The sequence below is a fragment of the Paenibacillus sp. MAH-35 genome (assembly GCF_058135425.1).
Window position 1 is genome coordinate 177,607 of sequence record NZ_JBYUPU010000008.1, and the last position, 16,209, is coordinate 193,815.

14 protein-coding genes are annotated in these 16,209 nt (G+C 54.2%); 3 read left to right on the forward strand and 11 right to left on the reverse strand.

Annotated features, from left to right (window positions below):
- Window positions 1–3: 3 nt before the first annotated feature.
- From asnS to AC3Y2E_RS11315, 5 genes are all read right to left on the reverse strand, one after another.
- On the reverse strand, window positions 4–1,296 hold the full coding sequence (gene asnS, locus AC3Y2E_RS11295) for an asparagine--tRNA ligase (RefSeq protein ID WP_379210190.1): 1,293 nt from the start codon (window positions 1,294–1,296) through the stop codon (window positions 4–6).
- Between the two features lie 39 nt (window positions 1,297–1,335).
- Window positions 1,336–2,553 (reverse strand): acetate/propionate family kinase, encoded by a 1,218-nt coding sequence (locus AC3Y2E_RS11300; protein WP_379210192.1) that lies wholly within the window; start codon window positions 2,551–2,553, stop codon window positions 1,336–1,338.
- Window positions 2,550–3,422, reverse strand: coding sequence for a 3-hydroxyacyl-CoA dehydrogenase family protein (locus tag AC3Y2E_RS11305; protein WP_190925070.1), 873 nt, complete (start codon window positions 3,420–3,422; stop codon window positions 2,550–2,552). Before AC3Y2E_RS11305 ends, AC3Y2E_RS11300 begins: the two co-directional genes overlap by 4 nt.
- Before the next feature lie 325 nt (window positions 3,423–3,747).
- On the reverse strand, window positions 3,748–5,256 hold the full coding sequence (locus AC3Y2E_RS11310; RefSeq protein WP_379210195.1) for an AAA family ATPase: 1,509 nt from the start codon (window positions 5,254–5,256) through the stop codon (window positions 3,748–3,750).
- A complete protein-coding gene (locus AC3Y2E_RS11315) occupies window positions 5,249–5,782 on the reverse strand; it encodes a hypothetical protein (RefSeq protein WP_379210197.1) in 534 nt (177 codons plus the stop codon). Before AC3Y2E_RS11315 ends, AC3Y2E_RS11310 begins: the two co-directional genes overlap by 8 nt.
- Before the next feature lie 141 nt (window positions 5,783–5,923).
- Between AC3Y2E_RS11315 and AC3Y2E_RS11320 the strand changes: the two genes are divergently transcribed.
- Window positions 5,924–6,226: a cytochrome-c oxidase gene (locus tag AC3Y2E_RS11320; RefSeq protein WP_379210199.1), complete on the forward strand. Its 303-nt coding sequence runs from the start codon at window positions 5,924–5,926 to the stop codon at window positions 6,224–6,226.
- 60 nt (window positions 6,227–6,286) lie between these two features.
- On the opposite strand, the gene AC3Y2E_RS11325 is transcribed toward AC3Y2E_RS11320, so the two are convergent.
- Window positions 6,287–6,772 carry a cell wall elongation regulator TseB-like domain-containing protein gene (locus AC3Y2E_RS11325; protein WP_379210201.1) on the reverse strand — a complete coding sequence of 162 codons (486 nt, stop codon included), beginning with the start codon at window positions 6,770–6,772 and terminating at the stop codon, window positions 6,287–6,289.
- Window positions 6,773–6,811: 39 nt separating this feature from the next.
- The gene (locus AC3Y2E_RS11330) at window positions 6,812–8,110 is read right to left on the reverse strand and encodes an amidohydrolase (RefSeq protein ID WP_379210331.1); all 1,299 of its coding nucleotides are present in this window, start codon (window positions 8,108–8,110) and stop codon (window positions 6,812–6,814) included.
- A gap of 243 nt (window positions 8,111–8,353) precedes the next feature.
- Between AC3Y2E_RS11330 and AC3Y2E_RS11335 the strand changes: the two genes are divergently transcribed.
- Entirely contained in the window at window positions 8,354–8,974 is a 621-nt protein-coding gene (locus tag AC3Y2E_RS11335) for a DUF47 domain-containing protein (protein WP_379210203.1), read from the forward strand.
- Between the two features lie 21 nt (window positions 8,975–8,995).
- Complete coding sequence (locus AC3Y2E_RS11340) at window positions 8,996–9,994, forward strand: inorganic phosphate transporter (protein WP_379210205.1); 999 nt, start codon at window positions 8,996–8,998, stop codon at window positions 9,992–9,994.
- A gap of 272 nt (window positions 9,995–10,266) precedes the next feature.
- Here AC3Y2E_RS11340 and AC3Y2E_RS11345 read toward each other — a convergent pair whose 3' ends face one another.
- The 4 genes from AC3Y2E_RS11345 to dinG form a co-directional block, all read right to left on the reverse strand.
- Complete coding sequence (locus AC3Y2E_RS11345; protein WP_379210207.1) at window positions 10,267–11,553, reverse strand: FtsW/RodA/SpoVE family cell cycle protein; 1,287 nt, start codon at window positions 11,551–11,553, stop codon at window positions 10,267–10,269.
- Window positions 11,554–11,555: 2 nt separating this feature from the next.
- On the reverse strand, window positions 11,556–11,918 hold the full coding sequence (locus tag AC3Y2E_RS11350) for a PadR family transcriptional regulator (RefSeq protein ID WP_379210209.1): 363 nt from the start codon (window positions 11,916–11,918) through the stop codon (window positions 11,556–11,558).
- A 737-nt stretch (window positions 11,919–12,655) separates the two neighbouring features.
- Entirely contained in the window at window positions 12,656–13,276 is a 621-nt protein-coding gene (locus AC3Y2E_RS11355) for a redox-sensing transcriptional repressor Rex (protein ID WP_379210212.1), read from the reverse strand.
- Window positions 13,273–16,131: an ATP-dependent DNA helicase DinG gene (gene dinG / locus AC3Y2E_RS11360; RefSeq protein ID WP_379210214.1), complete on the reverse strand. Its 2,859-nt coding sequence runs from the start codon at window positions 16,129–16,131 to the stop codon at window positions 13,273–13,275. Before dinG ends, AC3Y2E_RS11355 begins: the two co-directional genes overlap by 4 nt.
- Between the last annotated feature and the right edge of the window lie 78 nt (window positions 16,132–16,209).

A 16,209-nucleotide genomic window follows, 5' to 3' on the forward strand; every position in this document is an offset into this window, starting at 1 on the left:
CCGTTACGGGTACAGACGGTTCAACAAACGCGGAAACGGGATCGTTTCCCTTACATGTTCGAGCCCGCAGATCCAGGCGACCGTACGCTCCAGTCCGAGCCCGAATCCCGAATGCGGCACAGTGCCGTATTTGCGCAGGTCGAGGTACCAGCGGTACGCGTCCTCTCCCAGCTCATGCTCCTTGAAGCGCTGCTCCATCAGTACCGGGTCATCGATCCGCTGGCTTCCTCCGATGATCTCCCCGTAACCTTCGGGCGCGATCAGATCGGCGCACAGGACCACTTCCGGACGATCCGGTTTAGGCTTCATATAGAATGCTTTGAAGGAAGCCGGATAATGGGTAATAAACACCGGCTTATCGAACTGCTGCGCGATCTCGGTCTCGTGCGGCGCACCGAAGTCTTCGCCCCATGTAAAGGCGTGGCCTCGCTCCTGAAGCAGCTTGACGGCATCGTCATAGGTTATTCGGGGGAACGGGGCGCGCACGCTCTCCAGCTTCGATACGTCGCGTCCGAGCGTCTCCAGTTCTTTACGGCAGTTGGCAACGACCGATTGCACCACATGGGATACGAACTGCTCCTGAATAACAAGGCTTTGTTCATGATCCACGAACGCCATCTCCGGCTCGATCATCCAAAATTCAATCAGATGGCGCCGCGTCTTCGATTTCTCCGCCCGGAACGTCGGGCCAAACGAGTATACTTTGCCGAGCGCCATCGCCGCCGCTTCCATGTACAGCTGACCGCTCTGCGTCAAATAAGCGTCTTCGTCGAAATATTTCGTATGGAACAAATTCGTCGTCCCTTCGCAGGACGAAGGCGTCAGAATCGGCGGATCGACGAGGGTGAAGCCGTGTTCGTCGAAGTATCCTTGTATCGCCCGGATAATCTGCGCACGGATGACCATAATCGCCCGCTGTCTCGGGGAACGGAGCCACAAGTGGCGATGGTCCATCAAATAATCGACTCCGTGCTCCTTGGGCGTAATCGGATAATCCTCGGAGATTTGGATCGTCTCGATTCCGCTTACCGTCAACTCGTACCCGCTCTGGCTGCGTGCGTCCTCTCTCACTTCTCCGATTACGTACAGCGAGCTTTCCTGAGTAAGCTTGGCAGCCGCCTCCCAGACCGATTCGGACACTTCGCTTTTGACGACTACCGCCTGAATGAAGCCTGTGCCGTCGCGAAGCTGCAAAAACTGGATTTTGCCGCTGGACCGTTTGTTGTACAGCCAGCAGCCGATCCGGACCGTATGCCCGGCATGTCGGTTCACTTCACGAATGGTACATTGCTCCATCGCTTACGTCACTCCTCCAACAAATATGAGATTTGAGATTTACGCTTGCGGGGTCAGCGCCTTGGAAGCTTCGCGGAACGTGTCTCTTGCGATCATCAGCTCTTCGTTCGTCGGAATCACCCATACTGCAACTCTCGAATCGGGAGAAGAGATCCGGCGGTCGTCGCGGCTGCGCGCCTCATTGGCGTTGTCATCCAGCTGTATGCCAAGGAACGTCAGCTTGTCGCACACCGCTTTGCGAAGATAAGCGCTGTTCTCGCCCACTCCGGCCGTGAATACGAGCGTATCGATTCCGTTCATCGCCGCCGCATAAGCGCCGATATATTTTCTCAGCCGGTACTCGTACATGTCGAACGCCAGCTTCGCGTTGCGGTCTCCCTCTTCTGCCGCCTCGATAATCTCCCTCATGTCTCCCATCCCGCCGGAGACGGCGAACAAGCCGCTATGTTTGTTCAGCATCGAATTGACTTCGTTCAGCGACAGGTCTTCCTTATCCATGGCAAAAGGAACGATGGCCGGGTCGATGTCGCCGCTGCGGGTTCCCATCATCAGTCCTTCGAGCGGGGTCATACCCATGCTCGTGTCGAACGATTTGCCGTCCAGGATCGCGGTTACGCTGCCTCCGTTCCCGATATGACAAGTAATCATCTTCATCTGTTCGAGCGGCTTCCCGATCAGCTCCGCCGCCCGGTCGCTGACGTATTGATGGGACGTGCCGTGAAAACCGTATCTGCGAACGCCATGTTTGCGGTAAAACACGTTCGGGATCGGATAGCGGAACGCAACCGGCGGCATCGTCTGGTGAAAGGCCGTATCGAAAACGACGACCTGCGGAATGTCCGGCAAGTTCGCTTCCACCGCCAAAATCCCCGTTAATGCGCCCGGATTATGGAGCGGGGCGAGGTCAAACAGACGTTTGATCTCCTCCTTCACCTTATCGTCGACCTTCACCGAGCCCGAGAACGCCTCCCCGCCGTGAACGACGCGGTGGCCGGCGGCATGTACTTCCTCGATCGAACGCAAAACCCCTTCCTTCGGATCGATCAGGATTCGCAGCACCCGGCGGATTGCCGACGTATGATCGAGAATCTCGCTTACCTCGCGCAGCTCCGGTCGGCTTGTAGGTTCGTGGGTGAGCATCGCCGTCTCCATGCCGATCCGTTCGACCTTGCCTCTGGCAAGCACCGATTCGTTCGTCATATCGAACACCTGGTACTTCAGCGAGGAACTTCCGGCGTTAATCACGAGTATGTTCATATCCGGTCACCATCCTTATCATAGCGGAAAAACCCTTCTCCCGTCTTGACGCCCAGATGGCCCGCACGAACCATCTGTTTCAGGATAAACGACGGACGGTATTTCAAATCGCCGTATTCACGGAACATCCGTTCCATCGCCGCGAGAATCGCGTCGAGACCGAACCGGTCGGCCATCTCCAGCGGACCGAAACGGAAATCGTAGCCGATCCGCATCGCCGAGTCGATATCTTCCGCGGAAGCGACCCCTTCGGACAGCGTATGCATCGCTTCGTTGATCAGCGTACAGATCAGGCGGGTCGTGACGAAACCGGGGGATTCGTATACCATGATCCCCTTTTTCTGAATCGTTAACTCCACGAAGCGGCGTACCGTCTCATACGTTTCTGTAGACGTTTTCAAACCGCGGACAATTTCAACCAGATGTATTTTATGAACCGGATACAAGAAATGAAGTCCGATAACGCGCTCCGGCCGTCTCGTTTCTCCGGCCAATTCGGTTAAGCTCAGGGTGGACGTGTTGCTTGCGAAAATCGTTTCTTCGCTGCATACCGCATCCAGCTTGCGGAATACGTCCTTTTTCGTCTCCAGATCCTCGGATACCGTCTCGATGACCATCTCGCAGCCGGTCAGCTGTTCTACAGCGTGGGCTTTATGTATTCTGCCCAATGCCGACTTTTTCTCGGCTTCCGTAATCGCCCATTTTTCCAGCCGTTTCTCGAGACTAAGCTCGATCATCTCCCACGCATGCTCCAACTGATCGGGCGTCTTCTCCAGCAGATAAACGTCGATCCCCTTCGTTGCAAGCATTTCCGCTATGCCCTGCCCCATCGTTCCGGCTCCGACTACGCCGATTTTTGTGAGTTGCATATCTATGCTCCTTCCAGGTCTAAACGATGATGTCTGTTCGCTCATTCATAACGATTTTACAACGAATAAGCTTTTTTTTCATCACCCGACACAATATAGTAGGTTTTATCCAGCCAAATCTAACGGATTTGTTAAAGTAAGCCCTTTCTGCCGGGGAAAACGAACATGCAAAAGAAAGCCTCCCTTAGAGGCTACCACATTTATCACAGCGATTGAATCGGAACCTGCCTTCCGTCAATCTCCGCCGTTCAGCGTTCAGCAGAAGGCGCCCTAGCCCGTCTTGCAGCTAAAGCGCCCGCCATCCGCCATCGTAAACGTTTTGAGATCAAGCCGGTGTTTGTCCGGCAGGCGACGGTATCCCGAGCAGGTCGCGGAATTGGTCGCCGGTCAGCACTTCCTCGCGAATGAGAATGTCCAGCGACTGCTCGAAGACGTTCCGGTAACGCTCCAGCATCTCTCTTGTACCGCGATGAAGCTCGTCGAGAATGACGGCATTTTCCTTCATCAGCTCTTCCTTCGTCACCATATCCCGGTCGATGATGCCAAGGCCGGTCAGACCCGAGTCCATCATCGTGCGGACGAGCCGGAGCGCCTGTTCAAAATCGTTGCGCGAACCGGTGCTTCGTCCGCCGTAAAACATCTCCTCCGCCACCGCTCCGCCGAGTGCAATCATGATTTGCTGCTCCAGCTCGGTCCGTGTGTACAGGTACTGATCCTGCTGCGGGTTGTGACGCACATAGCCGAGCGCCTGGCCGCGCGGACTGAGCGATACCATCGATACGGAGCCCGGCTTCACCTGCTCGGCCGTAATCGCGTGTCCGAGCTCATGCAGCGCGACGCGCTTGCGCTCTTCCATCGTCGCCTCACGGTCGGTTTTCTCGCCCATCATCACCTTGTCGATCGCCCGGGAGAAGTGGTGCTGCTCGATGACAGGCAGATCGTCGCGCATCGCATAGATGGCCGCTTCGTTCATTACGCTCTCCAACTGAGCGCCCGAGAATCCGAACGTCTCGCCCGCTACGCGCTCCATGCTCGCCCCTTCGGCGATCGGTTTGTTTTTGGAATGAATGTTCAGGATATGCATCCGGCCCTTCTTGTCCGGAAGATCGACCTGAATGTGACGGTCGAACCGTCCCGGCCGCAACAGCGCGCTGTCGAGCATCTCTTTGCGGTTCGTTGCCGCAATCATCAAAATGCGGGGCGTCTCGTTCGAATGCAGCCCGTCCATCTCGGTCAGCAATTGGTTCAGCGTCTGATCGTATTCCCGGTGCTGTCCGCCATCCCGCTTGCCGCCGATTACATCGATCTCGTCGATGAAAATAATCGCACTTTCTTTGTTTTCCTTGGCCGCACGGGTTTTCGCTTCTTTGAACAAATCGCGCACCCGGCTGGCCCCGACTCCCACATACATTTCCACAAACTCACTGCCCGAAGCGGATACGAAAACGGAGTTCGTATAGTGGGCAGCCGCCTTGGCCATCAGCGTTTTCCCGGTTCCCGGTGGCCCGGTAAGCAGGATGCCTTTCAGCGGCCGAATACCGAATTTGCGGATTTCTTCGTGCCGGATCAGGAAATCGAGCGCTTCTTTCAGCTCGTTTTTGGCCCGGTCCTGTCCCCCGATATCGTCAAACGTCAAGTAGGACGGGGTACGGCTTTTGCCTTTGCGCTCGGACGAAGCCGACCCCATTCTATCCCTCATCCGGGTTACATAAAATAAGGAGAACAAAATAACGCCCGCAAGCACGATCGGAATAACATTAATGCCCATAAAGATTAAAAAAACGAGCAATACCGGCACGAAGCCGATCAGCATTTCTTTACCGAGCTTACTCATTCGGCCACACCCCTACCTTCTGCGGCTTGCGGGGAAGCAGCATATATTTATAATGCGTCCCGTCCGTCATGCGGACATACACATAACGTTCGTCCATCTCGGTAGTTACTACGAGACCGGGGAGCGCGCCTTTCTTCGCTTCCAACGCGGCCGGAATCGCCGCATACCGCTTGCTCTCCATCGCTTCCGCAACGTCGAACAAAGCGCCCGACCACCAGCTGTCCAGCTCCGGCGTAGTCGTATCCTTTACGACCAGCTCGACCGTCCGGTCGCCTAGAATCGACCGGCCCTGCTCCGTAATCGACTTGTATATTTCACGAAGATTCGCCTCCGGCTTCGGCGTAATCTCAATCGTCACCGTGTTATTTCCCACGTTTACTTTCGATTGCTCCAGTCCCGGCTGCTCTTGTACGATCCGGGTTAACGGATTTTCCATCGCCAGACTGTCATATAGAAACCATCCTCCGAACAATACGGCCGAAGAGAGGACAACGCTCGTTAATACAGGCCATAGACGCAACTTCACGCAACGTCCCCCTTTCTGTGCAGACGATGAATTTGATAGATCAATTGATATATCCATAGTATATCACATGATATACACCCATTTCGATGCAAATGTTTGGAATGAAAAGTGATCGGCGTATTACTCGGAATGGGGATGGGAATGGCGGAGAAATTCATCTATACCTCTGCGCATGCCCATATCAATCTGCTCGGCTGGGCGACGCTGGGGCTGATCGGAGTGGTGTATACCGTATACCCGGAGGCGGGGAGCACCAAGCTGGCCAGCGTCCAGTTTTGGCTGCACAACATCGGCTTGCCGCTGCTTGTGATCAGCATGTTCCTGTTCGCTCACGGCAACACGGGCCTCGGTATCCCTTTTTCCGCTGTCGGGGGGCTGCTGGTCATCGCATCCGTTCTCTTGCTCGTCGTTAACGTCTTCCGCCACATCAAGCCCGGACGGTAATCCTGCATCGAAAAAGGACCGTACCCGGAGCTTGGGATCAGCTCAGGTACGGTCCTCGTATCAGTGTCGGCTCATTCGCCACGTATCGATTTCCTCGCCGTTGTCGAAGCGGTAATAGCTGTAATAATACCGGCTGCCCTCTTCGTCCTTGCGTTTGTAGAACACTTCCCACAAATACGTATCATTCAAGGCGCCGGGCAACACGCGAAGCACTTCATTATCCGGGTTGCTCTCTTCGACTTTGCGCCGGGCTTCTTCGGCTGTGATGCCGGTGCTCGCGTATCTCATCTGCGCCTTGCCGTCGTTCACCCATGCGATCGCTTCTCGGCCTTCCTCGTCCTGTCCAAATACGACCATGTACGGCTTCTCGCCGACGAACCTTTCGACCCGGTCCACCGTACGCATGTAGGTGCTGGCGATTACAGTCGATTTGGCCTCGAGCCGCTCCGCCCATTCTTCCTCATGAATCGACCTGTAGAAGAAGACGAGAACAATCGTCACGACGGCTAGCACAGCGGCACTCCACAGCGCTATTTTCCTCGCCATTCCCGTTCCCCCTCCTTCTTATAGTAGGTCCGCCAACCTTTATCCGTTCGTCAACAGCTCGAAACGGCGCTGCGCTTCGAACTTGATTTTTTCCTCGTCGATCGTCAGGCACTCGCCTCCGCGGACAAGCTGTTTGCCGTCAACATACACATCGGTTACATCTTTTGCGGACGCCGAGTACACAATATGAGAGACGTAATCCGATTTCGGCAAAAAGTGTGCTTGATCCGTATCGAGGGCGATAAAGTCCGCTTTGCTGCCGACGGACAATGTGCCGACGTTATCGAGCCAGATCGACTTCGCACCGTTGACCGTTCCGAGCTTCAGCGCTTCCTTGGCCGGCACCGCTACCGGATCGCCGGATACGCCTTTATGGATCAGAGCAGCCAGACGCATCTCTTCGAACATGTCGAGATTGTTGTTGCTCGCCGAACTGTCCGTCCCGAGCGATACGAGAATGCCCGCCTTGAGCATGTCCGGCACGCGCGCGACTCCGCTCGCCAGCTTCAGGTTGCTACCCGGGTTATGGGAGACGTGGACGTTGTGCTCTTTCAGCGTAGCGATCTCCGCATCCGTCAGATGCACAGCATGCGCGACGATCGAAGGACGCGAGAACAAGCCGAGCTTGGCCAGATGATCGACCGGACGCAGTCCGTACTGCTTCTCGTTCTCCAGCACTTCGTACAGCGTCTCGGACATATGCGTATGCATCGGCAAGTTCAGATCGTGAGCCGCTTCCACGAATTTGACGATAAACTCGGGCGGGCACGTGTAAGGCGCGTGAGGCGACATCATGGTCGTAATCCGGCCGCCGGCCTTTCCGTGCCAGTCTTTGGCGAATTGGACGGCTTCCCGGCGCTTATGCTCCTGGACGTCCGGCGGACAATGTCCGATCGCGCCACGCGTCAGGCAGCCTCTCATTCCGGATTCTTCAACGGCTTTGGCCACTTCGTCCATATGATCGTACATATCAACGAAACTGGTCGTCCCGCCTTTGATCATCTCGAGGATCGATAGCAGCGTACCCCACCGGACGTCTTCACCGGTAAATTTGGCTTCATTCGGCCACATTTTCTGCTCCAGCCATACTTGGAGCGCCAGATCGTCCCCGTACCCGCGCAGCAGCGACATCGCGGCATGGCAATGGGTATTGACGAGTCCGGGCATGTACAATTTGCGGCTTCCGTCCACAATTTCGTCGAATTGCTCCGCCGGGTCGCGCTCCTGTTCGCCCAAATATACGATTTTGTCGTCCTCTATAATCATGCAGCCGCGGACAACCGGTGCTTCTTCGGTTACGGTGACGAACGTGCCGTTCCGGATCAACGTTTTTGCCATCATCAATCAGCCTTTCGGTTCGGATTAGAATTTCCATTTAAAAGTTCGTGGTCACGAATAACATACCGTTACAAATGTACCTCTTCGGACAGTCAAAATCAAGCAACCCAGCTCTGTTTTGAATGTCCCGCGCAATTAGTTCGTTCAATCGATTGCAATTGACCGTCCGGATATGATAATTTTAATTTTGTGTTAAGGAACGACAACTTTTTTCAACATCCGACATTGGGGGTCATAAGCTTGATGATTTTCAATAAAAAGGGCGAGATCGATTTTCTGAATCTGCTCATTCAAGGCGCGGAAAATACGCTGAATGGCGCACACATGTTCCGCAGCGCCATGATGGGGAATCAGCCGCCAGCCACTTACTTCGGTAAACTGAAAGAGATCGAAGAAAAGGGCGATTCGTTAACGCATGAAATTTTCAAAGGCTTGAACAAAGTATTTATCACGCCGCTTGACAGGGAAGACATTATGGAGCTTGCGGTTCGGCTGGACGATGTCATGGACGGGATCGAAGCCTCGATGGCGAGATTCGATTATCTGAACATTACGTTCACGAATCAATATATGAAGGATTTCTCGGAAGTCCTCGTCTCCTCGTGCGAGCATCTGCTCGAAGCGTTTAAGCTGTTGTCCAAGAAGAAGTACATGCAGATCCAGGAGCATACGGTACATATCAACAGCCTGGAAAATGAAGGCGACCGGCTGATGCGCGAAGGGATTCGCGAGATTTTCACCAGCCCGACCGACCCTTACCACGACTTTAAGCTCAAGGAGCTTTACGAACGGCTCGAACAAACGACGGACGCTTGCGAGGACGTTGCGGATATATTGGGAAGTGTCGTACTGCGCTACGCTTAATCCACCTGTTAGGAGAAAATCATGCTGACCCTGATTATCTTTATTGTCCTGTTGGCGCTCATATTCGATTTCATCAACGGCTTTCACGACACGGCCAACGCGATCGCCACTTCGATCTCGACACGGGCGATGTCACCGCGGTTTGCGGTGCTGTACGCAGCCTTTCTTAACTTTGTCGGCGCCATGCTGTCTTCGGAAGTAGCCAAAACAGTCGGCGGAAGCATCGCCAATCCGGCGGAAATCGAAAATGGCGTTCAGGTCGTCATAGCGGCCCTTATAGCGGCTATCTTCTGGAACCTGCTCACCTGGTATTACGGCATTCCTTCGTCGTCCTCCCATACTTTGATCGGCGCGCTCGCAGGAGCGGTTATTGCCGGAGCCGGATTCCAATCCCTTCATATGGAAGGTTTCCTGAAAATTGTTTATATATTGATTTTGTCGCCTGTCATCGCTTTTGCCGTAGGTTTCATCATCATGTTTCTGCTTAAATACATCATCCTTTTCAGCGGCAACAAATCGCGGTCGAAGCTGAACCGGGTGTTCCGCTCGTTCCAGGTCGTATCGGCCGGACTGCTGTCGTTCAGCCATGGGGGCAACGATGCCCAGAAAGCGATGGGCATTATCGTCTTCGGTCTCGTCGCCGGCGGCTTTCAGACGACGCTGGATGTCCCAATCTGGGTCAAAATATCCGCCGCGGCGGCAATGGGTCTCGGAACTTCCATCGGCGGCTGGCGGATTATCAAAACGGTCAGTAAAAAGATTATGAAGATCGAGCCGGTTAACGGCTTCGCTGCGGATCTGAGCTCCTCGATTATTATCCAGACGTCGACCTTTATCGGACAACCTTTGTCGACGACACACGTCATTACGTCGTCCATCATCGGTACGGGCAGCGTCATCCGGTTTAAGGACGTCAAGTGGGGCACGGTCGGACGGATGATCATGACATGGGTCATCACGATCCCGATCAGTATGGTGCTCGCTTTTCTTGTGTACAAGGTGTTGTTCTGGCTGTTTTAGAGTCATGATGCGGGCTGTTCCCTTCCCTGGGAGCAGCTTCTTTTGTTTGTTGAGGGAAGCCGGGGTTATTGGATCAACACTCACTCTTCGCTTTTTTCTTTTTCCCTATGCGATAACAGATTTCCAAACCCAAATATAAAAAGAAAGACTCCTCCGCTTGAAGCGGATGGAGTCTAAGAAAACGGTAAAGATGGAACAGATCAGCGCATGCGGTTAAGCAAGCACCGTATGGTGACGCCAAGCACTGCGCACAGGGAGCTGCGCGTCTATGCTCACACGGCCAGCGTCAGATGCCGCCTTCGATAGATCGCCAGCGCAATTCCTAAGACAGCGAATTCGGCAACCGTATGTGTAAATCCATAGCTGACGAGCGGAAGCGGCATCCCTATCAGAGGAACGAATCCGATCGACATCAGAACATTGTAACCCAGCTGAAAACCGAGGATCGTAGAAATACCGGCAAGAAGCGTCCGGCCGAACGGATCGGATACGCTGCAGGTCGAACGGATCAGCGCACCTATAAATCCGGCGCATCCCAAAGCAATGACAATTCCCGCAAGCCATCCGAATTGATGGACCAGAAATACGTATACCATGTCGTTATGCGCTTCCGGCAGACGTAAGGACGTATGTGCGCCGTTTCCGAACCAGCCTGCCGACTGCAAAGCCTTTTGAATCTGAACATTCATATATCCGGCGCCAAGCGGGTCCCGGTTCGGATCGAGATACATGCTCCATTTATCCACTAGGTACGGTCTGGATTGCACGGCGACGACAAGAAAAGTGCCGAGCGGCAGCAGCGTTTGTGCGATCACCCGTTTCCATTTTCCTGTAACCGAGCCAGCCATGACCAGCAGGGCAGTTAAGTACAGAACAAGACCCGGAATTTTTCCCAGACTTCCGTAGAGCAGCAGCGGCACCAGCACCAGAATCGCTGCCGTAGTCAGCCAAAAGTACGGCTTTTTCGCACGTTCGATCAATATCCCCGGAGCCGCTGCAATCCATAAATAGGTGCTTAACCAGGCCCAATCGAGGCTGATCCAGCCTAGATTGATGTACGTCGGCGAGCCGTTTACGGCGGCTCCAAACCAATGACAGCCGACCATCCCGCCAGTTGCGGCGGCATAAAGCGCCCAGCTGTATCTTTGTATCGCACGTGGTTGAATGAAGTACAGGAGGCCCATAATCAATAAACCGCAAGCGACGGAAACCAGCTTTTTTTCTCCTAAAGGAAACCGAACCGTCATACTGTTATCGATATGATACATCGCGAATACACCTAATACCGCAAATAACAGTCCCCCGATCATGAGCGGCCAATTCATTCTAGGTTTATGTACCGCATGCAGATCTTTACCGACCTTGACCGGATCTCCCATTCGCCCGATCGCATACCGTACGGCTTCCTCCCGGTGATGACCCGCTTCCTCCCGTTCCATCACCAGTTCCTCCAGATGGCTCTCGAGTTCTTTGCGAATATGCGGGTGGACTTCCTTCGCTTTAATCTGTGCGCATACGGAGCGGAGATAACTCCGAATCAATTCGTGATCCCGAATCATGGTTAAGCTCTCCCCTCCTTTAATACGAGATCGACAGCGCTGCGGAATACGTTCCATTCCGACTTTTTATGCTCCAGCTGTTTCTGGCCCGGCGGTGTGATCCGGTAATATTTCCGCTTGCGGCCGTTCACCTCGTTCCAGTAGGCGTCCACCCAGCCTTCCGCTTCCATCGCGTGTAGAATCGGATACAAGGTACCCTCCTTCAAAGCAAATACGCCTTCCGACCTGCGTTCCAGCTCCTTCAACAGCTCGTAGCCGTACAGATCGTGGCGGTTCAGCAGCGCCAGTATCATCGTGCCCGTGCTGCCCTTGAGCAGTTCTTTGTTCAATCTGTCGCCTCCTCTGTACCTAGGTATTCTATACATAGATTTACTATGCATATGTTTACTAGGTATAAGTGTACAATAGGTGTTCCTATTTGTCCAATGGACGCTTCCTTCCACATACAAAACACGCTAACGCGCAATTTCATACACCTCCTTCCGGCGGTATCCCTAAAGATAAGTACGATTATTTCGTCCGAACAGTCAATTTGCGATTTTTTGAGCCTACATAGAAAAAAGACCTCAGCCTCCACTATACTGTGGAATTTGAGGTCCTTTTGTTTGGAAATCGGGACGTTCCCGTGTCATGTGAACACTTTGGGACAGCCCTTCTTACTCCGAAATCTCATCCTTTCCCTATCAGAAGTCCCTATAATGGAGTGCGGCTGATCCGGACGGTCCTTTGACGTGCAAACCCATTACGTTGGTGCGTGGAAGATAACGGGAGCCTTCGCTCCAGCCGGTCGTTGATGAGGTTATGCGGGAATAGCTCGACTCCAAGTGCAACCAATCCCGTAAACTAGTTTCTTGCGAACCGAGCGCGTTTGGGCTTCGCTGTGACGACATGCGGATGGGCTACCTAACCATACGATAAGCAACGATAAGCAACGATAAGCAGCTAGCGACACATTAGCCGCCCCGACAAGCAAGGGGTGCCCTTACCCGCTTTAGTTATGGGGAAGAGCCTCAACCTTCCGATCTTTTTAAAAATGCCTGCGTCTCCGCAGGCATCCGCAACTCCACACTCCGTCTGTGACCATCAGCAGCCTCGCCTTGCCTCAATCCAAATAATAAGCCAAGCTCTGCAGCTCGGTCGTAAAATCCGCATGATGAACGCGAATCTCGTTCGGCACCTTAATAATGACCGGCGCGAAGTTAAGAATCGCTTCCACCCCGGCGTCAACGAACTGGTTGGCGACCAGTTGCGCTTCGAACGCCGGGACGGTAATGATGCCGATCCGCACCTTGTGCTCCCGGACCGTCTCGTTAAGCACCGTCATGGGCTGGACAGTCAAATTGTTAATATGCTCGCCGAGCTTGTCCGGAGAGCTGTCGAAGACGGCTACGATCTTCATATTGTCTTTCAGGTAGGCGTTGTAATTGCACAAAGCCCGGCCCAGGTTTCCGGCTCCGACCAGAATGACCGGAATAATCTGGTCCAGCTTTAAAATTTGGCGGATTTTCTCGATCAAATAGACGACGTCATAGCCGATCCCTTTTTTGCCGAATTCCCCGAAGTAAGCCAAATCTTTGCGGATCTGCGCCGGATTCAAATCGAGCTTTTGGCCCAGATCCTGCGACGAGACCATCTGCACGTTGCGCCGGCTAAGCTCATTCAAAAAACGAAGATAAACCGGGAGACGGCGGACGACCGCCTCCGAAATTTTCGGTGTCTTCATCCGTTTTCCTCCCCCATCCAATCTGATATTCGCGGTACCAACTGCTGTGTGCTCAAATGTTCGATTTTCGGACCGGGCAGCGAATACAAAAAGTTGCGGCCATAGGAGGTTTCCAGTACACGCGTATCGTAAATCACGACGACACCGCGGTCTTTAGCCGTCCGAACGAGACGTCCGAAGCCTTGCTTGAAGCGGATGACCGCCTGCGGCACCGACAGCGCCGTAAACGGGTTCAGGTTGTTCTTTTTCAGCTGCTCGCTTTTGGCTTCGACCAGCGGGTGATTCGGAGGCTGGAACGGAAGTCTGACGATCGCCAGACAAGTCAGCGCCTCCCCCGGAATGTCGACGCCTTCCCAGAAGCTGCTCGTGCCCAGCAGAACACTGGACGACTGCGAGCGGAACATCCGGATCAGCTTGCTGCGGTTGCCGCTGTCGACGCCTTGGCCGAGCACCTGAATGCCGCTCGGCTTCAGCCGCTCCTTCAACTCCGGATGAATTTGCTTCAGCATCCGGTGCGAAGTGAACAGGACGAGCATCCGGCCCTTCGTCTCCTTCGCCACATCGGCCAAAGACCCGACAAGCGCCCCGAGGAACACTTCGTCCGCCGTCGCCCCTTTGACGCTAGGGAAATCCCGCGGAATCAGCACAAGCGCTTGCTTGCGGTACTGAAACGGCGATGCAAGCTGCACCGTCTTCACCTTCTCGGTATCCGACAACGGCTGCAAGCCCAGCTGCGAGGCGCTGTATTGAAACGTTTTGTTAACCGTTAAAGTCGCCGACGTTAATACGACACTGTCCTTCGCCTCGAAGAAGTGCTGCTTGAGCAGATGACTGACGTCGAGTGGCACGGCAAACACCTGGAGCGACTTGCTCTTGAAGTACGGAGCGGCCTCAAGCCAGTACACGTAATGCGGATCGGGCATCTGCATAAAGAACCGGAGCACGTCCCGGTGCCGCAGCAACGCTTTCACCGACCCCGACAAGTCTGTCAGCACGCTGCTCGTCGCAAACTCGTCGGTTTCCTCCTTCAGCTCGGTAACAAGCCGTTCCAGCTTTTTGCCGATCTCGGTCGCTTCGAGGTAAATGTTCTCTTCGATCACAAGCAGCGAGCTCCACGCCTTCGGCAGCGCTTCCGGCTTGAGACGGAGCACGAGTTGTCCGCTCTCGGTCCCTCCGCCGTCGTTGCGCTCGGAGACGAACATATACAGCAGCTCGGTCAGCTTGTCCCACTCTTCCTTAATGCGCACCATGCGCGGATAAACCGACTCGATCGTCTGGTTCCAGTCAGCGGCCTTTTGCTCCGAGCCGCGCTGCAGCCTGAACTGAAGCGAGGGCAGCTGGCCGTTCTTCGCATCCTTATACAGCCACAGCAGCGTGTTTACCAGGGAGGCATAATGCAGATCCATCCCCAGATGTTTGCTCGCCACTTCCTCGAAATGATGCGCTTCATCAATGACGAGCTGCTTGTAGGCCGGCAGAAGCCGGTTTTCCGCCTGAATATCGGTAAACAGCAGCGAATGATTAGTAATGACCACGTCCGCAATATTCGCTTCATTACGGGCGCGGTGGTAAAAACATTTTTTGAACCAGGGGCACATCCGGTTCAGGCACGAATCGGTGTCGCTGCCGACCGTCTGCCAAAATTCGGCCCCGCGCCCGGCGAAATACAGTTCCTCGTCGTCTCCGTGGTTCGTCTCCGAAAGCCATACGACCATCTGGGCCGCGGTGATCCGGTCTTCCTTCTCGCTGGCAAAGTCGCGGTTGTACAGCTTCTGCTCGAATTTGCGCAGGCATAAATAATGGCTCCGCCCCTTAAGCACGGCCGCCCGGAACGGTACCGGAAATATATCCTGAAGCAGCGGGATGTCCCGCTGACGGAGCTGCTCCTGCAAGTTGATCGTGTGGGTGCTGACGATCACTTTCTTGTCTTCCTTGATGCCGTGGTACAGGGAAGGAATCAAGTATCCGAGCGACTTTCCCGTGCCGGTTCCCGCTTCCACCATCAGATGGCGGTCGGACGAAAACGAGCTCTCCACCTCGCGGATCATATGCTCCTGCGCTTCGCGTTCTTCGTAGTGCTCGAACTTGCTGCGCAAATTCGTCTTGATTTTATCGTAAAACTCGTCGAACGACTCGTTTTTGCCGATTTGAGGCGAACCTTCTTCCTCACGGGCCGGCTTCTCCTCATCCCAGTCCCCGACATTCAGCACGTATTGACGAAAATACCGGTTCGTCTCGGGGTCGATACTGACTGCCGATTCTTTGCGCACCCGCATCTCCTGCATAAACCAGCCCATGTCCGAAGGATCGGACTCGAACAGCTGAGCCAGCTTCTGAACGGTCAGCAGCGGCAGCGTATCGAACCGCTCCAAACATTTGAGCCAGATAAGCGCCGTCACTTCAGCGTCGCTGTCCGCCTGGTGCGGACGATCGTGACCAAGCCCGAAAGCGGTGCTCACCATCGACAGTTGAAGGCTCGTCAGCGAAGGGAACAGGATGCGCAGGAAGGGAATCGTATCGATAACCCGCCCGTCAAAAGGAAGATATCCGCTTCGTTCGCAAGCGTATCGCAAAAACATATGGTCAAAACCCGCATTGTGGGCCACAAGCGCGCTGTCGGCAAGCAAAGGAAGCATGTCGGACAACACGTCTTCGAGAACGGGAGCGTCCGCCACCATCTCATCGGTGATGCCTGTCAGCTGTACGATAAATTCAGGTATGGATTTATTAGGCCGGACGAAGGATGAATACCGCCGGCTGATGACACCATCTTCTATAACAACAAGACCAACCTGTATGATATCATCCGAAGGTTGGTCTCCCGTTGTTTCAAAATCGATTACCGCATATCTCATCCGGTACTCTTCAATCCCTTCTTCGCGATTCCCTTCTTAGCATACCAAATTATTGCCTAGCCGAAAAGGGAAGCCGAA